The sequence below is a fragment of the Nocardiopsis sp. CC223A genome (assembly GCF_030766825.1).
Classification (GTDB): Bacteria; Actinomycetota; Actinomycetes; order Streptosporangiales; family Streptosporangiaceae; genus Nocardiopsis.
This window is the reverse complement of sequence record NZ_JASFDV010000013.1, coordinates 20984-43016: the sequence shown is the minus strand read 5'-3', so window position 1 is coordinate 43016 and position 22033 is coordinate 20984. Positions and strand designations below refer to the sequence as shown.

Annotated in this window: 19 protein-coding genes and 1 CRISPR repeat array; of the genes, 8 read left to right on the top strand and 11 right to left on the bottom strand. The window is 71.9% G+C overall.

Going from position 1 to position 22033, the window contains the following annotated elements; all coding sequences use genetic code 11:
* The first annotated feature begins 348 nt into the window (after nucleotides 1-348).
* Complete coding sequence (locus QJS33_RS07555) at nucleotides 349-909, top strand: GNAT family N-acetyltransferase (RefSeq protein WP_306367146.1); 561 nt, start codon at nucleotides 349-351, stop codon at nucleotides 907-909.
* A 190-nt stretch (nucleotides 910-1099) separates the two neighbouring features.
* Nucleotides 1100-1546: a CRISPR direct-repeat array (repeat unit 29 nt; unit sequence CGGTCCATCCCCGCGTGCGCGGGGCTCAC).
* Nucleotides 1547-1667: 121 nt separating this feature from the next.
* Here QJS33_RS07555 and QJS33_RS07550 read toward each other — a convergent pair.
* Genes QJS33_RS07550 through QJS33_RS07540 form a run of 3 tightly spaced genes read right to left on the bottom strand, consistent with a single transcriptional unit; the run spans nucleotide 1668 to nucleotide 2835 of the window.
* Complete coding sequence (locus QJS33_RS07550; protein ID WP_306367145.1) at nucleotides 1668-1985, bottom strand: hypothetical protein; 318 nt, start codon at nucleotides 1983-1985, stop codon at nucleotides 1668-1670.
* Nucleotides 1982-2242: a hypothetical protein gene (locus QJS33_RS07545; RefSeq protein WP_306365918.1), complete on the bottom strand. Its 261-nt coding sequence runs from the start codon at nucleotides 2240-2242 to the stop codon at nucleotides 1982-1984. Before QJS33_RS07545 ends, QJS33_RS07550 begins: the two co-directional genes overlap by 4 nt.
* Complete coding sequence (locus tag QJS33_RS07540; protein ID WP_306367144.1) at nucleotides 2242-2835, bottom strand: hypothetical protein; 594 nt, start codon at nucleotides 2833-2835, stop codon at nucleotides 2242-2244. Before QJS33_RS07540 ends, QJS33_RS07545 begins: the two co-directional genes overlap by 1 nt.
* 285 nt (nucleotides 2836-3120) lie before the next feature.
* On the opposite strand from QJS33_RS07540, the gene QJS33_RS07535 reads away from it, so the two are divergent.
* Nucleotides 3121-3963: a helix-turn-helix transcriptional regulator gene (locus QJS33_RS07535; RefSeq protein WP_306367143.1), complete on the top strand. Its 843-nt coding sequence runs from the start codon at nucleotides 3121-3123 to the stop codon at nucleotides 3961-3963.
* A gap of 43 nt (nucleotides 3964-4006) precedes the next feature.
* Nucleotides 4007-4108, top strand: coding sequence for a DUF397 domain-containing protein (locus tag QJS33_RS07530; RefSeq protein ID WP_306367142.1), 102 nt, complete (start codon nucleotides 4007-4009; stop codon nucleotides 4106-4108).
* A 378-nt stretch (nucleotides 4109-4486) separates the two neighbouring features.
* Here the strand turns inward: QJS33_RS07530 and QJS33_RS07525 are convergent, their stop codons facing one another.
* The 6 genes from QJS33_RS07525 to dxr all read right to left on the bottom strand — a co-directional run bounded on the left by QJS33_RS07525 (nucleotide 4487) and on the right by dxr (nucleotide 13395).
* The gene (locus QJS33_RS07525; RefSeq protein WP_306367141.1) at nucleotides 4487-6202 is read right to left on the bottom strand and encodes an NAD(P)/FAD-dependent oxidoreductase; all 1716 of its coding nucleotides are present in this window, start codon (nucleotides 6200-6202) and stop codon (nucleotides 4487-4489) included.
* A gap of 51 nt (nucleotides 6203-6253) precedes the next feature.
* Complete coding sequence (locus QJS33_RS07520; RefSeq protein WP_306367140.1) at nucleotides 6254-7078, bottom strand: carbon-nitrogen hydrolase family protein; 825 nt, start codon at nucleotides 7076-7078, stop codon at nucleotides 6254-6256.
* A 291-nt stretch (nucleotides 7079-7369) separates the two neighbouring features.
* On the bottom strand, nucleotides 7370-8854 hold the full coding sequence (locus QJS33_RS07515) for an amino acid permease (RefSeq protein WP_306367139.1): 1485 nt from the start codon (nucleotides 8852-8854) through the stop codon (nucleotides 7370-7372).
* A 424-nt stretch (nucleotides 8855-9278) separates the two neighbouring features.
* On the bottom strand, nucleotides 9279-10439 hold the full coding sequence (gene ispG, locus QJS33_RS07510) for a flavodoxin-dependent (E)-4-hydroxy-3-methylbut-2-enyl-diphosphate synthase (protein ID WP_306367138.1): 1161 nt from the start codon (nucleotides 10437-10439) through the stop codon (nucleotides 9279-9281).
* Between the two features lie 325 nt (nucleotides 10440-10764).
* A complete protein-coding gene (locus tag QJS33_RS07505) occupies nucleotides 10765-12126 on the bottom strand; it encodes an RIP metalloprotease (RefSeq protein WP_306367137.1) in 1362 nt (453 codons plus the stop codon).
* A 21-nt stretch (nucleotides 12127-12147) separates the two neighbouring features.
* Nucleotides 12148-13395, bottom strand: coding sequence for a 1-deoxy-D-xylulose-5-phosphate reductoisomerase (gene dxr, locus QJS33_RS07500; RefSeq protein WP_306367136.1), 1248 nt, complete (start codon nucleotides 13393-13395; stop codon nucleotides 12148-12150).
* A 317-nt stretch (nucleotides 13396-13712) separates the two neighbouring features.
* On the opposite strand from dxr, the gene QJS33_RS07495 reads away from it, so the two are divergent.
* Entirely contained in the window at nucleotides 13713-15356 is a 1644-nt protein-coding gene (locus QJS33_RS07495; protein WP_306367135.1) for an alpha/beta fold hydrolase, read from the top strand.
* Between the two features lie 252 nt (nucleotides 15357-15608).
* A complete protein-coding gene (locus tag QJS33_RS07490; RefSeq protein ID WP_306367134.1) occupies nucleotides 15609-16646 on the top strand; it encodes a serine protease in 1038 nt (345 codons plus the stop codon).
* Nucleotides 16647-16753: 107 nt separating this feature from the next.
* On the opposite strand, the gene QJS33_RS07485 is transcribed toward QJS33_RS07490, so the two are convergent.
* Nucleotides 16754-18178 (bottom strand): aldehyde dehydrogenase family protein, encoded by a 1425-nt coding sequence (locus QJS33_RS07485; RefSeq protein ID WP_306367133.1) that lies wholly within the window; start codon nucleotides 18176-18178, stop codon nucleotides 16754-16756.
* A gap of 161 nt (nucleotides 18179-18339) precedes the next feature.
* On the opposite strand from QJS33_RS07485, the gene QJS33_RS07480 reads away from it, so the two are divergent.
* The 3 genes from QJS33_RS07480 (at nucleotide 18340) to QJS33_RS07470 (ending at nucleotide 21575) form a co-directional block, all read left to right on the top strand.
* On the top strand, nucleotides 18340-18765 hold the full coding sequence (locus QJS33_RS07480; RefSeq protein ID WP_306367132.1) for a hypothetical protein: 426 nt from the start codon (nucleotides 18340-18342) through the stop codon (nucleotides 18763-18765).
* 128 nt (nucleotides 18766-18893) lie between these two features.
* Nucleotides 18894-20657: a hypothetical protein gene (locus QJS33_RS07475; protein ID WP_306367131.1), complete on the top strand. Its 1764-nt coding sequence runs from the start codon at nucleotides 18894-18896 to the stop codon at nucleotides 20655-20657.
* A gap of 24 nt (nucleotides 20658-20681) precedes the next feature.
* A complete protein-coding gene (locus QJS33_RS07470) occupies nucleotides 20682-21575 on the top strand; it encodes a 3-methyladenine DNA glycosylase (RefSeq protein ID WP_306367130.1) in 894 nt (297 codons plus the stop codon).
* Here QJS33_RS07470 and QJS33_RS07465 read toward each other — a convergent pair.
* The gene (locus QJS33_RS07465; protein WP_306367129.1) at nucleotides 21572-21937 is read right to left on the bottom strand and encodes a thiol-disulfide oxidoreductase DCC family protein; all 366 of its coding nucleotides are present in this window, start codon (nucleotides 21935-21937) and stop codon (nucleotides 21572-21574) included. The genes QJS33_RS07470 and QJS33_RS07465 overlap by 4 nt on opposite strands.
* Between the last annotated feature and the right edge of the window lie 96 nt (nucleotides 21938-22033).

Below are 22033 nucleotides of genomic sequence, written 5' to 3'. Positions count from 1 at the left end.
GAAGCGGACCCTGCCGATGCGATGCCGGGCACGGCCGTCCCCGAGTGCGGTACTCATGGCCTTTTCGCTGCCCCCGGTGCTCCGAGACCGGTCCATTCCCTCGTGCGCGAGGTTCACCACCGGGTGCTCCCCGACCGCATCGATACATCGATTGCAGGCAGGTGAAAGCGGTCCTGCGGCGGTGACCGTGCCGGTCCACCCGTCCGGTTGACCGGCCGTCCGGAGCCCGGCACGGTACCGGGACTCACCGCCCATGCGGCGTGCTCGGCCTCACCGGGACATGTGCGGCCCCGGGCGTCCGGATAAATGGGTGGTCGGAGGCGAGGGTGACGCGGCAGGATGCTCCGCATGACATTGCCCGCCCCTGAGCTGCACACCGCCCGCCTGCGGTTGCGGCCGTTCACCGACACCGACGCGGCACCGCTCTACGCGCTGCACAGCAGTACCCACGTGATGCGTTACTGGGACTCCCCGCCGTGGACCGAAGAGGCGATCGCCCAGCGCTTCCTCGCGAACTGCCGGACGATCGAGGAGGAAGGCACGGGAGCGCGGGTGGCCGTCGACCGCGCCTCCGACGGCGCGTTCATCGGCTGGTGCGGCCTGACCGGCTGGAACCCGGATTTCCGCAGCGCGTCCCTGGGCTACATCTTCGACGCCGACGCGTGGGGCCACGGCTACGCCACGGAGACCGCGCACGCCGTCCTTGGGTGGGCGTTCGACACCCTGGACCTGAACCGTGTCCAGGCGGAGACCGACACCCGCAACGTGGCGTCCGCCCGGGTCCTGGAGAAGCTCGGCTTCGTCCGCGAAGGCACCCTCCGCGAGGACTGCGTCGTCAACGGCGACGTCTCCGACTCCTGGGTGTTCGGCCTCCTCCGCCGCGACTGGCGCCCGCAGGACGGCCGATAGGACCGAGACCTGCCCGCTTTCGTCTGCGACCCCCGGCAGGGTCATCGTGGGCCCCTTGTCCACCGGGCCGGGCCGACCGCGCCCACGGTTCCCTCCGGGTCGCCGCCGACCGCTACCGGACCGACCGTGATGACGTCTGGCGCACCCTGGAGAGCCAGGAGGGCGAGGCTACGCCCCGGCAAGAGGGCCGCGGTCCATCCCCGCGTGCGCGGGGCTCACAAGGTGAGCTGCTGGAGGTTGTTGCCCATGTTCGGTCCATCCCCGCGTGCGCGGGGCTCACCGCCGCCGCCTGGGCCGCCCGTTCCGGTGCGGGGGTCCATCCCCGCGTGCGCGGGGCTCACACCTGGATCAGGAACCGGGCCAGGTTCGGGGTCGGTCCATCCCCGCGTGCGCGGGGCTCACGGGCGCGCTTGTACAGGGCGAGCCGCATATCGCGGTCCATCCCCGCGTGCGCGGGGCTCACGTAAATGGCGCTCGCCCGATTCCCGCGTGACCGGTCCATCCCCGCGTGCGCGGGGCTCACCTGGGCGCGGCGACGATGTACCCGCCGTCCGCCGGTCCATCCCCGCGTGCGCGGGGCTCACAGTTAACGACCTGGGGAAACGCGGGGCGTTATCCCCGCGTTACATAGGCTCGGAGGGGCTTGCAGCCGCATCCACTGTGGCATGTGGCGGCAAGGAGACTCAAGCAGACCAGCGCACACGGATGCACGGAAGCGAGGGTCGCAGGCGCAGTGCGGCCCCCGCTCCGGGACCGGGTCACGGGCGCGGCCGAGGCTCAGCGCGTGAAGCCGTGTGTCGGCGGAGGCGGTCTTCGAGTTGAGCCGGTGTGGGTTCGACATGCGTGCGCCATGCAGCGCTGGGATCGCGGTGGACCGCGACCCACAGCGAGCCGGTCCAGGCGATGCGGTGGGTGGTGCCCCAGGTGGCGCGCAACCGTTCCAGCACTGGGAACGGGGGCTCCCACCGCCACCCGGTGAGGTCCTCGTGGCGGCCGGGGTGGTCGGCGTCCAGGACACAGGTACGGCGGGCCCCGCCGGGGTTGAGTGCGCTCTCCCCGCAGGGGGTCGGGATCATGGCGCACTCCTCGGGTGCGGGGGCCGAGGGGTGTAGGTGACCGGGTGGGTCTCCACCGCCGTGTCGAGGAGGCCGATGGCCTCGGCCGGGTCGCCGGTGGTGCGGATGTGGTCGACGGCCGCGCACACGGCCGCGATGCGGTGGTCCAGCACGGTGCGGCGGATGGCCTGGTCGGCTTCGGTGGCGGCGGGCGGCAGGGCCAGGGCGTCGCCGATGGCGTCGAACAGGTCCGTGATGTGGATGTCTCCGGCGAGCATCAGCGCACTCCCTGGGAGAGGTAGGTGCGGACCGCGAGGGCGAGCGGGGCCAGGTCCCGCGCGGGGTGGGCGACGTAGGCGCGGACCCGGGACGCGCAGCGCCGAATGGCAGGCCGTCGTTCCGGGGCGGAGACCGGGAGCGGGGACGTGCGTCCGGTGCAGGTGGCGATCCGTTGGTCGGTGGAAGGCGGTGCCGGGGTGCGGTGGGTGTAACCCTCCAGGGTCGAGTGGAGCGGGGTCTCCGGCCGGTGGTGGCGTCCGCGCCCCGGAAGCAGACGGAGAGGGCCTCCGCCGGTCAGAGGCCGGGTCCAGCCCACGAGATCAGGACGGAGGGGGATCACCCGGCCTGAGGTGAGGCCGCCGGTCTCGGCCTGACGGGGCGGGAGCGGGCGGGTGAACAGCGGGGAGAACTCCGGGGACAGCAGGTCAGCGCCCGCTCCGCCGTGGTTCAGGGCGAAGGCCATGCCCGCGCTCCGCCGCACGGCCGCGAGTTCGGCCGGGCGCAGGTGGCGCGCCCCCGCTCGCCCCCTCACCACCGTGGACGTGTGGTGGTCCGTGCCCAGAGGGGCGTGTTCCCCGGCGATACACTGCATTCCGTCTCACCTCGATAGGTACATATCCGGTAGGGACACGCGCCCTGGAGCCGCCGCAATCGGCCCCAGGGCGCTCTGCTGGCCACAGGAAGCCGCGCAAGCCTCCCCAGTTGCAGGGGAACCCGCGGGGAAAGGGCCGCCTTCAGGTCCTCCACCTTGTTGACCAGCTGATATCGAAGATGCCACGGAAAAGTCAAGGCAAAAAGAAGTTCGTCGCATTCGGAGAGTATCGGAACTTCTGAAAACTTCCAGAAACTTTCGGGAACCCTCGCTAAGATACCGACCATGGGCGATCAAGAGAAGGAAATGCCAAATGTCCGGTTCGGCAGGGCCTTATACCAAGCACGTAAGTCTCGGGGGAAAACCCAGGAGTGGCTCGCCGAGCAGATCGGGTGCAGCAAGAGCCACATCAGCAGCGTTGAAACGGGAGCACGGCCGCTCCAGCCGGTGGACGTGCGGACGGCGGACGACTCGCTCGGCCAAGGAGGGCGGCTCCTGCGTCTGCACAGAGAGCTGTACGAGCCGAGGACCCTGGACTGGCTCGACAAATTCCACAATCTACAGGCCGAGGCGGAGCTGATTCGGGAGTACCAGCCGATCTTGATTCCGGGGCTGTTGCAGACCCCCGACTACGCCGCGCAGGTGATTCCGGCAGGGGCTCCCTGGTTCACGCCCGAAGAGGTGGCGAAACGGGTGGAGACCCGGATCGGCCGGTCCACCGAGATCCTGGGGCCGCTGACACCTCACTACCATGCGGTGCTGGACGACCTGGTGGTCCAACGGCGGGTCGGCTCCCCGGCGATCATGGCGGCGCAGTGCCGCCATCTCGTGGACCTGGCGGTTTCCGGTCGGGTATTGCTCCAGCTCTACCCGTGGGGCACCTGGCCCCACCCAGGACTGAATGGGCCTTTGGCCTTGATCTCATCGCCCTACGCACCGGACGTTCTGCATGTGGAATCGGTCTATCTGGGACAGACGAGCGACGACATCAGCGCGGTGCGCCGATATGGCATGCTGTTTGCCAGGTTGCAGGCAGACGCACGGTCCACAGCCGATTCCGTGGAGTTCCTGCGTGGGCTGATTGAGGTGTATGACGATGGCGCATGGCCCGGAGTGGCACAAGTCTAGCTACAGCGCTGGCTCCGAAAACTGTGTGGAGGTGGCCGAGGGGATGTCCGTCATGCTCCGGGACACGCAGAACCGGGAACTGGGACAGCTCGGATTCACCGCCGGCGAGTGGACCGCACTCCTGCGCGCGCTCCCCGCGAACTAGCACCCGGACCGGCCCCGCCGACCGGTTCTCGGCCGGGCCGTCCGCCTCTTCCGTTCCCGTCGAACCTGTCAGCGGTTCCGAGCGGGCTGCCGGGCGCGCAGTGTGTCCCGGCACGGCTCATGGGGGTACATCAGCGGGATCCGGGACACGCACCGGAACGTCGGCGGCCGGACACCCGCCACCGCCCTCGGCCGTCCTCACCGGCCTCCCCCTCCCCCGCAGGACACACGACCGGGTCGGGGCATGAGAACACCCCGGGGCCATCCCCATAGCCCCGGGGTGCACGTTCCCATCGGCTCGCGGCGGTCCGGTGCGCGGGCGCGCGGGGTTCGCGGTTCCGCGCGCCCACCGGTCCTGCCGCAGAGGTCTCCCCAGACCTCAGCCTTCGGGCAGGGCCACCGGCGCGAGTTCGTCGAACTCGTCGCCCGGCCCCGGGTTCGTCGGGTCGGTGGCACCACCGAAGTGGTGCATCACCCCCCACACGGCGTTGAGCGCCGTCTGCACCGCGCCCTCGGCCCAGCCGGCCGTCCAGGACACGTCGTCGCCCGCCAGGAACAGGCCGCGGTACTCCTGGGGCAGCGCGTCCTGCGCGAAGTGCGTGAACAGGCGGCGCTGGTACCGGTAGTGCCCCGGCAGGTTGGCCTTGAAGGCGCCCATGAAGTACGGCTCGTCCTCCCACGACACCGTGACCGGGTCGCCGGTGATGTGCGAGCGGACGTCCACGCCCGGGTACACCTTGGCGAGCGAGGCCAGCATGACCTCCAGGCGCTCGTTCGGGGACAGCGGCAGCCACTTCAGCGAGTCGTCGCACCAGGTGTACGACATGCAGATGGCGGCGGGCCCGTCCGGGTCCGGCCCCTCCAGCAGGTAGGTGCCGCGGGTCATCCGGTCGGTGAGCGTCATGCTCATGACGTCGCGCCCGGTCTCGGGGTCCTTGTCCTTCCAGAACGCCCGGTCCACGGGCACGAACAGCTTGGAGGACTCCATGTAGTGGGTGCGCTCGATCGCGGTCCAGTGGTCGATCGGAAGCAGCGACTCGTCGCAGTCGATCTTGGACAGCATCATCCAGCTCTGTGCGGTGAACACCGCCGCGGCGTAGGTGCGGGTGGAGCCGGACGCGTCCGTCACGGTGATGTTGCCCGCCGGCGAACCCTTCGCCGCGGTGCGGCGCAGGGCCGTGACGGCCGGGCGCGGACCCTCGGCGTGCAGCTTCGCCAGGGTCGTGCCCTGCTCCCAGTGGACGAGCTTGTCCGGGGCGTCCTCCCAGAGCCGCTGGGGGAGCTGCTGGACGCCGCCGACGATGCCCATGTGGTCGTCGTCCGCGCCCGTGTACGTGACCCGGAGGATCTCCAGGATGGAGTTCGGGAAGTCGGTGTCCCAGCCGCCGGTGCCGAACCCCACCTGGCCGAAGATCTCACGGTGGCGGAAGGACGCGAAGGCCGGGGACTCGCACAGGAACCCGTAGAAGGTCTGGTTGTCGAGCTTCTCGACGAGCCCGTTCCAGATCTCCTTCTGGGTCGCGACGTCGCGCTCGCGGATGGCGCGCTGCATCCGGGTGTGCTGCGCCCCGTCCTCCAGGGTCCGCTCCCAGGCCCGGGCGACCTCGCGGTACACCTCGGGCAGGTCGTCCAGGGTGGTCGCGTAGTGCGACTCGCCCTTGAGGTCGACGACGGTGCTGGGGGTGGTGGGGGCGAGCGGGTTGGGGAACGGCTCGGTGCGCAGCCCGACCCGGTCCACGTAGTGCCAGAACGCCGTGGAGGAGGGCGGGAAGCGCATGGCCCCCATCTCGGCGACGACCTCTTCCTCGTCGACGCCGGGGAAGCGCTCGGTGCGCAGCCGCCCGCCGATCCGGTCGGCCTCGTACACGACCGGCTTGAGCCCCATCTTCATGAGCTCGTAGGCGGTGACGATGCCCGAGAGGCCGCCGCCGATGACCGCGACCTCGGTCCCGAGGCGCTCCGCGGGGATCTGTCCGATCCCGGCGGGGTGCTCCAGGTACCGGTCGTAGGCGAACGGGAAGTCCGGTCCGCACATGTTCAGCGGCGGGTCCTGCACCGGTGCGGTGCCGGCGGCCGTGGGCACGGCAGACGTCATGAATCCCCTCCAGGGTCGGTGTGGCGGTGGTGGCGGTGTGGCGTGTGGTCTTTACGGCGCGAGGGCCCGGTCGCGGCCCAGGGAGCCGTACAGGCCCGGCCTGCGGTCGTCCAGGTAGGACTGCCCCTCGCGGGCGCGGGCGATGGCGCCGAGGTCGACGTCGCCGACGAGGAGTTCCTCGTCGGCCCCGGCGCGCAGGGTCTCGGTGCCGTCGGGGGCGATGAGTGCGCTGCGGCCCGCGTAGCGCAGGTCGCCCTCGGTGTCGCAGCGGTTCACGTACGCCAGGTGGATCTGGTTCTCCAGCGCCCGCACCGGGACGATCCGCTCGGGCACGTCGGTGTAGGGCAGCATGAGGGCGGTCGGCACCACGAGCAGTTCGGTCCCGGCCAGCGCGTGGGCGCGCACGGGTTCGGGGAACTCGACGTCGTAGCAGACCAGCAGCCCCAGGCGGACGCCGCCCAGGTCGGCCTGGACCACCGGGGTGTCCCCGGGGGTGAAGGCGTCGCGGTCGAGGTCGCCGAACAGGTGGGTCTTGCGGTAGGCGGCCAGGCGCTCGCCGTCCGGGCCGGTGAGCAGGACGGTGTTGTACACCGCGTCCCCGTCCCGCTCCGGGAAGCCGTGGACGATCGCCACGCCGGTGTCGGCGGCGATGCGCGCGACCTGCGCGGCCAGCCGTCCGTCGGCGGGCTCGGCCAGGCGGGCGACGTCCGCGCCGATGTTGTAGCCGGTCAGCGACATCTCCGGGCCGACGAGCAGGTCGGCGCCCGCGTCGGCGGCGGCGCGCGCCCGGTCGGAGAGGCGGGCCAGGGCGTCGGCGGGGTCGCCGCTGCGGCCGGTGCCCTGGTCCAGGGCCACGCGCAGGGTCCGCCGTGCCATCCGCTCCTCCGTCCCGCCGGTCTCGTGTCCGCGGCGCCGTTGCCGCGGGGGCCGCGCATCGCCGCTGGTGGGGCGGCTGCGAGGCCGGATCCACTCTAGGCGGCGGCACCCGTCCGAAGTGTGCGTCGCACATCGGATGCTTTGCGAGTTTTCGACGCATTGATGCGGTTCTTTGCGTTCGTATGCACATATGCACTGAACACGTGCGTCGAGCATCCGAACGGCGCCCACCCGTGGAACACGGCGGAGGGGGCCGGGAATCCCGACCCCCTCCGTGGGCTCCGTCTCAGGTCAGGCGCGGACCTCGACGGTGTCCCCGGTCTCCAGTGCGGAGCGCTTCATGCTGTAGCCGAAGTAGATCGCCAGGCCGACGACCAGCCACACGATGAACGCGACCCACACGCTCACGTCCATGCTGGCCATCATGTAGGCGCAGGCCAGCACGCCCAGGACCGGGGTGACCGGCGCACCCGGCACCCGGAAGGTGCGGGGCAGGTCCGGGCGGGTCCGGCGCAGCACCAGCACCGCCACGTTCACCAGGGCGAACGCGAACAGGGTGCCGATGGCGGTGGCGTCGGCGAGCGGGCCCAGCGGGATGAACGCGGCCAGGACCGCGATCAGCACGGAGGTGATGACCGTGTTCAGACGCGGGGTGCCCTTGGCGTCGACCTTGGAGAACGCCTTGGGGATCAGGCCGTCGCGCGACATCACGAAGAGGATGCGGGTCTGGCTGTACAGGACCACCAGGACGACGCTGGCCAGGGCCAGGACGGCGCCCGCGGCGAAGATGACGGCCCAGACCGGGGTGCCGGTGACGTTGGTGAGGATGCCGGCCAGCGAGGTCTCGCCGTCGACGAAGTCGGTCCAGTTCAGGGCGCCGACCGCGGCGAAGGCCACCAGGCAGTAGATGGCGGTCACCAGGATCATCGAGAACATGATCGCGCGCGGCAGGTCGCGCTGCGGGTTCTTGGCCTCCTCGCTGGCGGTGGAGACCGAGTCGAACCCGATGTAGGAGAAGAACAGGGTGGCGCCCGCGGCGCTGACGCCCGCCATGCCCATGGGCATGAAGGGGGCGAAGTTGCCGTCCTGGACGGCGGTGACGGCGATGGCCACGAACATCACCAGGATGGCGATCTTGATGGTGACCATGACGGCGTTGACGCGGCTGCTCTCGCGCACCCCGGCGAGCAGGGCGAACATCGACAGCAGGACGACGATGGCGGCCGGGAGGTTGATCAGCCCGCCCTCCATCGGTCCGGCCAGGACGGCGGACGGCAGGGAGAGACCGGTGGTCAGGTGCAGCAGCTCGTTGATGTACTGCCCCCAGCCCACGCCGACGGCTGCCACGGAGACGCCGTAGGTGAGCATCAGGCACCAGCCGCAGATCCACGCCATGAACTCGCCGATGGTGGCGTAGCTGTAGGAGTAGGCCGAGCCGGAGGCGGGGATCATGCCCGCCATCTCGGCGTAGGCCAGGGCGGAGAACAGGGCGGTGATGCCCGCGAGCACGAACGAGACCATGACGGCCGGTCCGGCGATGGGGACGGCCTCGCCCAGGACCACGAAGATGCCGGTGCCCAGGGTCGCGCCGATGCCGATCATGGACAGCTGCCAGAAGCCCATGTGCCGCTGGAGACCGGCACCCGCGGCACCCTCTGTCTCGGCGACGAGCTTCTCCACCGGCTTGCGCCTGGTCAGGCGCTCCCGAAGCGCGGGCGCACCGCCCGGGCGCGCGGGTACCCCGGTGGTACTCGCGGGGGTCTTCTGGTCGACCACGTGTCACTCCTTGTTCCATGCGCGGGCACACCGCTCCCCGGGCACGGGCGCACAAGGGTGCCCCGGATGGGGTGCGGTGTGGGGGGACGGGCGTTCTCTTCGTCCCGTTAACAGCGGGAAAACGCCCTCAGCAACGGTAGCCGCGTTACCTGGGTAACATGACCCACATTCATTGCGTCTATCCGGAATTCGCGCGTGGAACATGCGTCCAAGCGCAAAAAAGCGCACATCAACGTGACAGATGCCACAGTGCATCACGCTGTGTGATGGCGCACGGGTGACCTGCACGTATACAGGAAAGAACCCTGTCCGAACGTCCTCGCCGCCCCTGTAACGTTCCCACCCCCGCCACCCTTCCCCGCGCAACGCGAACGGCCGCGCCCCCGGTCGGGGACGCGGCCGCCGAAAGCGCGGAAGGCGGGTGTCAGCCCGCGACGGCGACGGTGGGCTCGCCCGGCCCCACCCCGGCCTCGCCCATCTCCTCGGCGATGCGCATGGCCTCCTCGATCAGGGTCTCCACGATCTTGGACTCCGGCACCGTCTTGATGACCTCGCCCTTGACGAAGATCTGGCCCTTGCCGTTACCGGAGGCCACACCCAGATCGGCCTCACGGGCCTCGCCCGGACCGTTGACCACACACCCCATCACGGCCACCCGCAGCGGCACCTCCAGACCCTCCAGCCCGGCGGTGACCTCCTCCGCCAGCGTGTACACGTCCACCTGGGCACGCCCGCAACTGGGGCAGGACACGATCTCCAGACCCCGCTCGCGCAGACCCAGCGACTCCAGGATCTGCGCGCCGACCTTGACCTCCTCGGCCGGCGGCGCCGACAGCGACACGCGGATGGTGTCGCCGATGCCCTCCGAGAGCAGGGCGCCGAACGCCACCGCGGACTTGATGGTGCCCTGGAAGGCGGGACCGGCCTCGGTCACGCCCAGGTGCAGCGGGTAGTCGCAGGCCGAGGCGAGCTGGCGGTAGGCGTTGACCATGACGACCGGGTCGTTGTGCTTGACCGAGATCTTGATGTCGCGGAAGCCGTGCTCCTCGAACAGGGAGCACTCCCACAGCGCCGACTCCACCAGCGCCTCGGGGGTGGCCTTGCCGTACTTGGCCAGCAGGCGCTTGTCCAGGGAGCCGGCGTTGACGCCGATGCGGATCGGGGTGCCCGCCTCGCCCGCGGCCCTGGCGATCTCGGCGACCTTGTCGTCGAACTTCTTGATGTTGCCCGGGTTGACGCGCACCGCCGCGCAGCCCGCGTCGATGGCCTGGAACACGTACTTGGGCTGGAAGTGGATGTCGGCGATCACCGGGATCTGCGACTTCTTGGCGATGATCGGCAGCGCGTCGGCGTCGTCGTTGGTGGGCACCGCCACCCGGACGATCTGGCAGCCCGAGGCGGTCAGCTCGGCGATCTGCTGGAGGGTCGCGTTGATGTCGGAGGTGCGGGTGGTGGTCATGGACTGCACGGACACCGGCGCGTCCCCGCCCACGGGGACGTTGCCGACCATGATCTGCCGGGTCTTGCGCCGGGTCGCCAGCGGGCGCGGCGGGGTGGCGGGAATGCCGAGATCGACGGTCGTCACGCTTGATTCACCTCGTCTGCCGCCGGAGGGAGGGGCGGCACTTGGAATTTCGTCCGGTTCACAGAGAAGGCGCCCGGCGTGCTGCGCGGAGCCACGACCGGGGAATCGACGCCTGTGCGGGGCGGCCGTGCGGGACGTGCCGCCGTTCCCGGATCGCGCTCCCAGGTTACCCGCACCTCGGGGGGTGCCCCGCATCACACGGAACACCCGCATCGGGACGGATCCGCGCAGACCGGGCGGGGTCCGGGCGGGCACGGCGGAGCCGGTGCGCGTACGTGCGCCGGGTGCCCGGGCCGACCGGGGTCCGCGGTCGGCCCGGGCGCGGTCAGCCGAACAGCCGGACCGGGTTGAACAGGTCGGCGATCAGCAGCACCACGCTGAACGCCAGGAAGCAGGCCACGACGATGTAGGCGACCGGTGTCAGCATGGCCACGTCCACCGGGGCCGGCTCCGGTCTGCGGGTGAGCTTGGCCCAGCCGCGCTTGATCCACTCCCAGATCGCCCCCGCCATGTGCCCGCCGTCCAGCGGCAGGATCGGCAGCATGTTGAAGGCGAACAGGAAGAGGTTCACGCCCGCCAGGATCTGGATCATGATCGAGGCGGTGTCGGCGATGGGCAGCCCCTGGGCCATGATCTCGCCGCCGATGCGGGAGATGCCGACGATGCCCACCGGTGAGTCCGCGGTGCGCTCCTCGCCCAGGAACGCGGCGGCGAACACTCCGGGAATCTTGGACGGCAGCGCGATGAGCGCCTCGCCGACGCCGATCATCATGGCGCCCATCTCCCCGGCCGACTCGGCGAGGGTGAGCGGGGCGCGCTCGGTGGCGAAGATGATGCCCAGGAAGCCGACCTTCTCCATCTTGTAGACGGGGAAGCCCTGGTCGTCGGTGATCTCGTCGCCGTCGGCGTCGGTCTCGTAGATGAAGTCGCCCTCGGCGTCGCGGGCCGGGAGCTCGTTCTCGATGATGTCGACGGTGAGCGGGAGCCGCTCCCCGTCGCGCTCCACCACGACCTCGGTGGGGCCCAGGGAGGCGCGGATCAGCTGGTTGGCGTCGTTCCAGTGCGGGGTGGGCCGCCCGTCGACCTCGACGATGACGTCGCCGGGCCGCAGGCCCGCCTCGTTGGCGGGGGTGGGGTCCAGCCCCTCGCAGGAGTCGACCTGGTCCTCGACGTCGGCGGCGGCCACGCACTCGTTGACCACCGCGATCTGGGTGGTCTGCTGCGGGACGCCGATGCCCATGAAGAGCACTCCGAGCAGGATGGCCGCCAGGATGACGTTCATGCCGGGCCCGGCGAACATGACGATGAGGCGCTTCCAGGGCGCGCGCTGGTAGAACTGCCGGTCCTGGTCCTGCGGGCCGAGCTCCACGTAGGAGGCCTCGCGGGCGTCCTCGGCCATGGCGCGCCAGCGGGAGAGCCGGCGGCCGCCGTCGTCGGCGGTCCGCCGCGCCGGCGGCATCATCCCGACCATGCGGACGTAGCCGCCCAGGGGGACGGCCTTGATCCCGTACTCGGTCTCACCGCGGCGGAACGACCAGAGGGTCTTGCCGAACCCGACCATGTACTCGGTGCACTTGATGCCGAACATCTTGGCGGTGCCCAGGTGGCCGAGTTCGTGCCAGGCGATCGAGAACAGCAGCCCCAGAACGAACAGGACGATCCCGACCACGGTCAGCAGCAGGACCATGCATCTCTCCCTACACCGGTGTCAGGCCCGGCGTGCGACCAGTTCGCGCGCTCGGGTACGGGCCCATCCGTCGGCGGCGTACACGTCGTCGAGGGTGAGGCCCCCTGGTCGCTGGGACGCCTCACCGGTGCGCTCCGTTCGCCGATGCTCAGAGACTACCCGCGCGACGGTGTCCAGGATCGCCGGAAACGCGAGGTTTCCGGCGAGGAAGGCGTCGACGGCCTCCTCGTTGGCGGCGTTGTACACGGCCGGGGCGGTGCCGCCCGCCTCGCCGACCTCGCAGGCCAGCCGGACGGCGGGGAAGGCCTCGTGGTCCAGCGGCTCGAAGGTCCAGGTCTGGGCCCGGGTCCAGTCCATGCCGGGGGCGGCGTCGGGGACGCGGCCGGGGGCGCTCATGCCGTAGGCGATGGGGATCATCATGCTGGGCGGGCTGGCCTTGGCGATGGTGGACCCGTCCACGTACTCGACCATCGAGTGGACGATCGACTGCGGGTGCACGACGACGTCGATGCGGTCGAAGGGGATGTCGAACAGCAGGTTGGCCTCGATCACCTCCAGGCCCTTGTTGACCAGGGTCGCGGAGTTGACGGTGATGACCGGCCCCATGCTCCAGGTGGGGTGGGCGAGCGCCTCGGCGGGGGTGACGCCCTCCAGCTCCTCGCGGCGGCGGCCGCGGAAGGGGCCGCCGCTGGCGGTGACGACCAGGCGGCTCACCTCGTCGCGGCGGGCGGTGACGTGCCCCTGGGCGAGGCTGCGCAGTTCCCCGTCGGGCAGGTGGGGGAAGCACTGGGCGATGGCGAAGTGCTCGGAGTCGACGGGGACGATCTGGCCGGGCCGGGCCAGCTCGCGGACCAGTGGCCCGCCGATGATGAGGGACTCCTTGTTGGCCAGCGCCAGGGTGCTCCCGGCGCGCAGCGCGGCGAGCGTGGACTCCAGGCCCAGCGCCCCGGTGATGCCGTTGAGGACGACGTCGCAGGGCTCGGCGGCGAGCTCGGCGACGCCCTCGGGGCCGGCGAGCACGGTGGCGCGGGAGCCGTGGTCGGCCAGGGCGCGGCGCAGCTCGTCGGCCTTGGCGGGGTCGGCGACGGCCACCCGTGGGACGCCGAACCCGGCGGCCTGCTTGGCGAGCAGGTCCACCCGGCCGCCCCGGGCGGCCAGTCCGGCGACGCGGAAGCGGTCGGGGTTGCGGTGGACGAGGTCCAGGGCCTGGGTGCCGATCGAGCCGGTGGAGCCGAGGAGGACTACGGTTCGCTGCTGTTCTTGTCGCACGCCCCCATTGTCGCGCAAGCCGGGCACCGCCGCCGGGGGCTGTGGAGAACCCGGGACGCGCCCGGGGCGGCCGCGCCGGACCCGACCCGTGCGTCAACGGGAACCGCGGGTTCACGGGGGCTTTACAAGCGGCGCTCACTGACTTAACTTAACCGGTGAGTAAGTTACCTCACAGTTACTTGCGATCCACGTCACCCCTCCCCCGCGATCCCCCGCGGCGCAACGGCCGGTCCGACCGGCACTCCCCCGATGGTCCTCGGCGGCGCGACGACCCATCGGAAACCTCCCCGCCCCTGCTCCCCCGAGGTTCCCGACACATGCGTTCCCAGACCCCACGCCCCTCTCCCCCGTTCCGCCGACCCGCCCCCGTCCGGCTGCTGTCGGCCCTGGCGGCGGCCGTGCTGGCCGCGGTCCTGCTGACACCGGCCCCGGCCGCCGCGGCGGTCGGCTCCGAGATCCGCTACGTGACCATCACCGGTCACGACGGCGTCGAGCTCAAGGCCAAGGTCATCACCCCCACCGGCGTCGAGGGCCCGCACCCCCTGCTGGTCATGCCCTCCGCCTGGGCCACCCCGCACCTGTTGTACGTGGGCGCGGGCGCCCGGCTCGCCCAGGAGTCCGGCTACCAGGTCGTCACCTACTCCTCGCGCGGCTTCTGGGACTCCGGCGGCGGCATCGAGGTCGCCGGACCCGAGGACCGGGCCGACGCGAGCGCGGTCATCGACTGGGCCCTGGAGAACACCGACGCCGACCCCGATCGCATCGGCATGGCCGGGATCTCCTACGGCGGCGGCATCAGCCTGCTCACCGCTGCCGAGGACGACCGGATCAAGGCGGTGGCCTCGCTCAGCGGCTGGGCCGACCTACAGGAGTCGCTCTACCCCAACGGGACGATCGACGTGCAGTCCACCGAACTGCTGCTGGGGGCGGCGGCGCTGACCGGCCACAAGGGCGAGACCCTGCGGAACGTGGAGCGCGCCTACCGGCGCGGCGACATCGGGCCCGCGCTGGACATCGCCCCCGACCGGTCGGCCGCCACCAAGGTCGACCGGATCAACGCCAACGGCACCGCCGTGATGATGGCCCACGGCTGGAACGACGGCATGTTCCCGGTCGGGCACATCACCGACTTCTACGGTGAGCTGACCGGGCCCAAGCGGCTCATGATCGCCCCCGGCGACCACGCCACCCAGGAGATCTTCGGCGCGGCCGGGCTGCCCGACGAGATCTGGGCGGGGGTCGGCGACTGGTTCGACCACCACCTCAAGGGCGAGGACAACGGCGTGGACACCGCCGACCCGGTCATGGTCAAGCCCAACAACGGGCGCGGCGACTGGACCTCGCACCCGGACTGGGAGTCGGTGACCGGCGGCGAGCAGACCTTCCACCTGGGCAGGCCCGGCACGGACTGGGCCCGCTGGCAGAGCAGCGGCGCGATGGGCGCCGACCCCGACACCGGGTGGAGCTACCGGATGCGCACCGGGATCGGCACCACGGCGGAGAGCGGGACCGTGATGCTGAGCGGCGCCCTCCAGCAGTTCTTCGACGTGCCCACCGGGGTGCTGCTGCCCACCGTGGACCGCTACCGGGCCGGGGTGTGGACGAGTCCCGCCTACCCGGACGGCGCGCGGGTGGCGGGCACACCGGAGGCGACGTTCACGTTCACGCCCACCGCGCGGACGCAGTCGGTGTTCGTGTACCTGTACGCGATCGACTCCCACGGCCGGGGCGCGCTGCTCTCGCACGCCCCGTACACGCTGCACGACGCGACCCCGGGCGAGCCGGTGACCGTGACGACCGAGCTGTCGTCGGTGGTGTGGGACGTGCCCGCCGGGCACCGGCTGTCCGTCGTGGTGGACACCCGCGACCTGCGCTACGGCAGCGAGAGCAGGATCGGGAACCGGGTGACGGTGACCTCCCCCGAGGCCGAGCCCACCCGGGTGACCGTTCCCTTCGCCTGAACCCGGGTACCGGCCCGGTGGGGCTCGCGGCGCCGAAACGGCACCGTCGTGAACCCCACCGGATGCAGGACCGGAAACCGGTTCGCCCGGACCGGCGGTGCGCCGCGTCACTCCCGCGGCGCGGCGCTACCGCCCCGGCCGTCTCCGATACGACCCCCGTATCGGAGGCGGCCGTCCCCGCTTTCCCGAAAAGCCATGGACACAAACTCAAAGTAGTCATGAGATTACTTCAGGTGTGCAAAAATGCGGTCCATGACCTCGTCCACCGCGCACAAACTCCTGGCCGCCCTCGCCGCGGCGGCCCTCGCCGTCGGCGGCCTCGTCTACGCCGACCGGATGCCCGAACCCGCACAGGCCGGAACCGTCCCCGAACGCCTCCACGAGGCGCACGCCGCCCTCGACGAGGCCGACGGGGTGGTACGGCAGAGCGCGGCGGTCACCGAGGAGCAGCAGCGGGCCGTGCTGTCCTACTGGACCCCCGAGCGTATGGCCGCCGCCCGCCCCATCACCGAACTGCTCGCCCGGACCCTGCCCGACGCGCAGGGACTGGTCCCCCGGTCCGGGGCCGAGCACCAGGCCGCCCCGCGCGACGACAGCACCGGGGACAGGTGGACCGCCGGGGGCCGGGTCGTGCGCACCACCGGCAAGGTGTTCCTGACCATGGACGGGCGCGACTTCACCTGCTCGGCGTCGGTGGTGGGCGCCCCCAACCGGAGCACCGTCGTCACCGCCGGGCACTGCGCCAAGAACGGGACCGGCTCCTGGGCGCGCAACTGGACGTTCGTGCCCGGGTTCGACGACGGGTCCTCGCCCTACGGCCGCTACACCGCCCGCGACCTGCTGGTGTCGCCGGAGTGGTCCAGGCGGGCCGACGACAGCTACGACCTCGCGGTCGCGGTGGTGAACGCCGACGGCGGCAGGGCCGTGCAGGACCGGGTGGGCTCCCAGCGGATCGCGTTCGACACCTGGACGGACACACGGGTGCGCGACGGGGTGCAGGTGTACTCGTTCGGGTACCCGGCCTCGTCCCCGTACAACGGCCGCGAACTGCACTACTGCTCGGGCCGCACCCGCGCCGACACCGGCGGGACCACCGCCAACGGGATGCGCTGCCAGATGACCCAGGGCTCCAGCGGCGGGCCGTGGCTGACCGGGTTCGACCCCGAGACGGGGGTGGGGACGGTGTCCTCGGTGGTGAGCTTCAAGTACGCCAACGACCGGCGGACCCAGTACGGGCCGCGGTTCGGCGCCGAGGCCCGCAGGCTGTACGACCACGCGTCCGGGCTGTAGGCCCGCCCCACGCGGGAACCGCGGCGCGCAAGGGGCGCGGTGCCCCGTCCCCCGGGACACCGCGCCCCTCCCCTACCCCCTCCCCCGAAGGGGGCGCCGGGAACGGCTCACAGGCTGATGCCGGTGAGCACCAGGACCCGCTCGTAGGTCAGGTCCGTCATGGCCGCGCGCACGCCCTCACGGCCCACACCCGAGCCCTTGACCCCGCCGTAGGGCATCTGGTCGGCGCGGAAGGTCGGCACGTCGCCGATGATCACGCCGCCCACCTCCAGCTCCCGGTGGGCCCGGAACGCGGTCGGCAGGTCACGGGTGAACACGCCCGCCTGGAGGCCGAAGTCGCTGTCGTTGACCGCGGCGAAGGCGGCGTCGGTGTCGGCGACCCGCTGGAGCACCAGCACCGGGCCGAACACCTCCTGGCGCACCACCCGGCTGTCGGCGGGCGCCTCGGCCAGCACCGTCGGCGCCACGGTCACGCCGTCGCGGGTGCCGCCGGTGAGCAGCTTCGCGCCGCCCGCCACGGCCTCCTCCACCCACTCCTGGACACGGACCGCGGCGGCCTCGTCCACCAGCGGGCCCACGTCGGTGCCCTCGTCGGCGGGGTCGCCGGTGCCCAGCGCCTCCACCTTCTCGACCAGGCGCGACACGAACGCGTCGTACACGGCGTCGGTGACGACGACCCGCTGCACCCCGATGCAGACCTGGCCCGCCTGGTTGTTGCCGAACAGGGCGACGCGCGAGGACGCCCAGTCCAGGTCGGCGTCGTCGAGCACCACGGCCGCGGCGTTGCCGCCCAGCTCCAGGGTGACGTGCTTGTGCGGGACCCGCTTCTGGATCTCCCAGCCGAACGCGCCACCGGTGAACGAGATGACCGGGAGCCGGGCGTCGTCGATGAGGCGGCCGGCCAGGTCGTTGGGCATCGGCAGCACCGACACGGCGCCCGCGGGCAGGTCGGTCTCGGCGATGATCTCGCCCAGCAGCAGCGCGGTCATCGGGGTGGCCGGGGCGGGCTTGAGGATGATGGGGGCGCCGACCGCGATCGCCGGGGCGATCTTGTGGGCGACCAGGTTCAGCGGGAAGTTGAACGGCGAGATGCCGAGCACCGGGCCGTGCGGAACCCGGCGGACCAGGGCCATCCGGCCGGTACCGCCGGCGTCGGTGTCCAGGCGCTGGAGCTCACCGCTGTCGCGGCGGGCCTCCTCGGCGGCCCAGCGGAACACGGACACGGCGCGGGCGGCCTCGACCCGGGCCCACTTGATCGGCTTGCCGCTCTCCGCGGTGATCGTCTGCGCGATCTCCTCGGCGCGCTCGCCGATGCGGCGCGAGATGTGGTCGAGGGCGGTGGCCCTGGCGTGCGCGGGCAGCGCGGCGGCCGCGGCGGCCGCGGTGTGCGCGGCGGCGACGGCCTGCTCGACCTGGTCGGCGGTGGGCACGGAGACCCGGCCCGCGACCTCGCCGGTGTAGGGGTTGACGACGGTGAGTTCGCTGTCGCCGGTCGCGGCGGTGCCGGCCAGCCAGAACGGGTGCGTGGACATGGAAGGGACGCTAGTACCCGGACCCCGCCCTCGCCTTGTCCAGACTTGCCAGGACGACACGGCGGATTGGCCGCAATGGAGCACGCCGGCTCCGTCTTCTAGGGTCGTCCCGTACGGCTCACCGCCCCGCACGCACCCGTGCCCCGACGAAAGGCCCGCCCATGGGCGTCTCCCTCTACTACAGCGCAACGCGCGACGCCCCGCTGACCGCGGACGAGCGCGCGACCGTCGACCGCCTGGTCGCCGAGGGCGAGCGGTCCCTCCGGGAGGAGGCCCTGGAACTGTTCCCGACCTGGTACGAAGCCGGGGAGGTGCCCCTGGAGTACCGGTCGCCCGCGGAGGTCTTCGAGGGGCTGTCCCTCTACGACGACCGGCACCTCTCCGACGGGCAGGTGCTGGCCGGGTCCAGCAAGATGCCGCCGCCGGCCTGCGGGGTCGAACCGCTCCTCGCCCAGCTGCGCCACTACCTGGACGCCCTCACCCGGATGCGTCGCGCCCTGCCCGGCGCCCGGTGGCACGTGCACATCGACGACGCCGAGATTCCCTGGACCGAGGACGGGTACACCCTGGGCGACGGGACCCCGTGAAGACCACCTTCGGTCGCCCGACTGGCGTCGGAGTGCTCTTTCGTACACAGTGGTGGTGAGGGCTCTACCGGCGGGTCCGGGTCGGGTCCTCGGGTCCGCCGCCGCCGACGGAAGCCCGGGAGTGCCCATTGCCGCTTGTCTACCGCACGCTCATCGCGGTCCCGGAGGACCACGGGGACCCCATCGCCACCGCGTCGGTCGTGTTGTCCCGGTGGCTGAGCAAACGGGGGAACTCCGGAGCGCGCGTGGACTTCACCGACTCGGGCCGCTATGAGCTGAGCAACCGCTCCCGGGCGCTGGTGGTGCGGCACGACAACCCCGAGGAGGGCCTGTCCTTCCTGCGGCTGACCACCGAGTCCGACAAACCCGACGGGGTGTGGCGGACGGTCGTCACCGTCGTCGTGGACCCGGAGCTGGCACCGTGGCGGTACCTGTGGCTGGACATGACCGTGGACACCGTCGGCGCCTCCGAACAGCCCCGGCTCGACATCATGCCGCCCGAGGCCGCGCGGATGCTGCTGGACGCCCTGCCCGCACACGACGGCGGACACCGGATCCCCGCGGCGCCGGTGATCGTGCGCGGCCGCGACGACACGCTGATGGACGCGCTGGTGTCCGCGATCCGCGATCCGGAGCGAAGACTGGCGGTGCTGGCGACCGGCGCCCCCGGCGACGTCACCGTCGCGGACTGGCGCACCGCCATGGCCGCCGCCCTGTCCCGGTGCACCGGTATGGGATCGGTGTACGTGCTGGACTCCGCCGCCCAGGAGCGGATCGTGCACCTGCTCCCCGAGGGGATGGACATCCCCTCGGGCGGGGTGCGGACCTTCTTACCCGGGATCGAGGGCGACCCCTCCCGGCACCCCCGGATGAGCCCGACCACCCTGGACACCGCCCGCGACGGGGAGCGCATCCGCAACTGGGTGGGGGCGGCGCTGTCCCGGCGGGTACGGGAGAACGCCCTGGACATCACCCTGCCCGACCCCCTGCCCGCGGTGGACGCCCTCCTGGACGAGGAGACCGAGGACCTGCGCCGTGCCCCCGCCCCCGAGACCGGCGTCTCCCCGGGCGTGGCCGGGGCGCACCCGGCGGGCGATCAGGGGCAGACCCCGGCCCCGGCCGCCGCCCAGGAGCTCAAGGCCATGGAACTCCAGGTGCAGCGCCTCAGGGAGGAGGTGACCCGGCAGGGCGAGCGGATCGGTGAGCTGTCCGAGGAGCGCCGCCAACTGCTCGCCGAGACCGCCGACCTGGCCGAGGAGCTGGACGAGGAGCGCGGACGGCTGCGCAGTGCCCGCTACGAGGTGCGGTGGCTGCGCGAGCAGGCCCGTGAGGCCGGGCTGTTCCGGCTGGCCGCCGCCCCCGCCCCGCGCGACCCGACCCGGCGCCCGCCGCACAGCGTGTCCGAGCTGCTGGAACGGATCACCGACGACACCGCGCTGCCGCACCTGTACTTCACCATCGAGGACCAGACGGTCTACGAGCTGTCCGACAGCCGCAAGGAGCCGCTGTGGGTGACCCGGGCCTGGGAGGCCCTGCTCGCCCTCAACGACTACGCCCGCTACCAGTTCGACAACCCCGACCGGGGGCTGGGGTTCCACTCGTACCTGAAGGAGAACCCCGACGGGTACCGGGTGATCCCGGTCAAGCGGCTGGCGTCGCAGGAGTCCGACCACGTCCGCAACCGGGGCAAGCTCAACGAGAAGCGGTTCTTCCGGGTGCCCGAGGACGTCCACCCCGCCGGGCGGGTGCCGATGTACGCGCACATCAAGCTCGACATCGAGTACGGGATCTGCCCGCGGCTGTACTTCTTCCCCGACCTGGGGCCCGGGACCACCAACCGGGTGTACATCGGGTACCTGGGGCGCCACCTGCCCGTGCAGCAGTCCAACTGACCGCCGCGTACCCTGGGGCCCGTGATGGGAACGGACACCGGGGCCGTGCGGGCCGTGGAGGTACTGGCGGAGGACGCGTGGCGCGAGCGCGCCCGCCGCCACGAGGAGCGGGTGGACGCGCTGACCGCCGACCACCTGCGGCGCCGCCGTGCGGGCGAGCGCCACCCGGTGGAGGACTTCCTGTTCACTTACTACAACCTCAAGCCCGCCCGGCTGCGGCGCTGGGACCCCGGAGTGGGCGTGGTGCTGGCCGGGGAGGGCGCCCGGGAGCGGCTGGCGGAGCGGTTCGCGGTGGCCGTCCCCGAGGGGGTCGGCCTGGACGCGGCGGCGTTCCTCGCGGCCCGGCCGGTGGTCGGCTTCGTGGAGGGGCTGCTGTCGGCGGTCGCCTCCCGGCCCGCCCACCTGGGATGCTTCGGGCTGCACGAGTGGGCGATGGTGTACCGCACCCGGGAGGTGCGGCACGGGCAGGTGCCGCTGCGGCTGGGGGCCGAGGGGACCGACCGGGTGGTGGAGTCGCACCGCATCCGGTGCTCGCACTTCGACGCCTTCCGGTTCTTCACCGGACCGGCGCGGCCGCTCAACACGCTCCAGCCGACGCGCGAGGCGCAGGCCGCGCTGGACCAGCCGGGCTGCCTGCACGCCAACATGGACCTGTACAAGTGGGCGTACAAGCTGTCCCCGGCGGTGCCGTCGGAGCTGGTGGCGGACTGCTTCGAGCTGTCCCGGGAGATCCGGGAGCTGGACATGCGGGCCTCCCCCTACGACCTGGCGGCGTGGGGGTACGCACCGGTGCGGATCGAGACGGCCGAGGGCAAGGCCGAGTACATGCGCTACCAGGAGGGGTTCGCCGAGCGCGGCGCGGTGCTGCGCGAGCGGCTGCTGGACGTGTGCCGCGCGCTGCGCGGGGCCGCCGCCTAGGGCTGGGGCAGCGCGCAGGAGGCGGTGCCGCCGGGCAACCGGTAGCGGTTGGCGGCCACCCACCGGTAGGCGAGGCGGTTGGCCGAACGCAGCAGCGGCAGCCGCATCAGGCGGCCGACGGGCCGCACCAGCGGCCGGGAGTGCAGCAGCACCTCGGCGACCGCGTCGCCGCCGCCGAAGCGGCGCCCGTCGGGGTAGACCACCCAGGCGGCCTCGGAGGTCTGCTCGGGGGTGAGGCCGAGGGCGTCCAGGTCGGTGTCCTGCCAGGCCGCGAACTCCGTGCGCGCGCCCAGCCGGTCCCGCGCCAGCGCGACCATCCGCTTGCAGAAGCCGCAGTCGTCGTCGTACAGGAACACGGCCATCGCACTCTCCTGGCGGGTCCGGGGCCCGGTGCCGGGCCGGTCCTTCGCGGGCGGCGGGGCCCGTCGGCCGCGAAGGGGTCACAACCGGCACCTACC

Coding starts and splice junctions, on each gene's coding strand:
- QJS33_RS07480 (WP_306367132.1), top strand. CDS start 18,340: ATGGGCGTCTCCCTCTACTACAGCGCAACGCGCGACGCCCCGCTGACC.
- QJS33_RS07495 (WP_306367135.1), top strand. CDS start 13,713: ATGCGTTCCCAGACCCCACGCCCCTCTCCCCCGTTCCGCCGACCCGCC.
- QJS33_RS07530 (WP_306367142.1), top strand. CDS start 4,007: ATGTCCGTCATGCTCCGGGACACGCAGAACCGGGAACTGGGACAGCTC.
- QJS33_RS07525 (WP_306367141.1), bottom strand. CDS start 6,202: ATGACGTCTGCCGTGCCCACGGCCGCCGGCACCGCACCGGTGCAGGAC.
- QJS33_RS07550 (WP_306367145.1), bottom strand. CDS start 1,985: ATGATCCCGACCCCCTGCGGGGAGAGCGCACTCAACCCCGGCGGGGCC.
- QJS33_RS07540 (WP_306367144.1), bottom strand. CDS start 2,835: ATGCAGTGTATCGCCGGGGAACACGCCCCTCTGGGCACGGACCACCAC.
- QJS33_RS07485 (WP_306367133.1), bottom strand. CDS start 18,178: ATGTCCACGCACCCGTTCTGGCTGGCCGGCACCGCCGCGACCGGCGAC.
- QJS33_RS07465 (WP_306367129.1), bottom strand. CDS start 21,937: ATGGCCGTGTTCCTGTACGACGACGACTGCGGCTTCTGCAAGCGGATG.
- QJS33_RS07545 (WP_306365918.1), bottom strand. CDS start 2,242: ATGCTCGCCGGAGACATCCACATCACGGACCTGTTCGACGCCATCGGC.
- QJS33_RS07555 (WP_306367146.1), top strand. CDS start 349: ATGACATTGCCCGCCCCTGAGCTGCACACCGCCCGCCTGCGGTTGCGG.
- QJS33_RS07490 (WP_306367134.1), top strand. CDS start 15,609: ATGACCTCGTCCACCGCGCACAAACTCCTGGCCGCCCTCGCCGCGGCG.
- QJS33_RS07505 (WP_306367137.1), bottom strand. CDS start 12,126: ATGGTCCTGCTGCTGACCGTGGTCGGGATCGTCCTGTTCGTTCTGGGG.
- QJS33_RS07470 (WP_306367130.1), top strand. CDS start 20,682: ATGGGAACGGACACCGGGGCCGTGCGGGCCGTGGAGGTACTGGCGGAG.
- QJS33_RS07535 (WP_306367143.1), top strand. CDS start 3,121: ATGGGCGATCAAGAGAAGGAAATGCCAAATGTCCGGTTCGGCAGGGCC.
- QJS33_RS07520 (WP_306367140.1), bottom strand. CDS start 7,078: ATGGCACGGCGGACCCTGCGCGTGGCCCTGGACCAGGGCACCGGCCGC.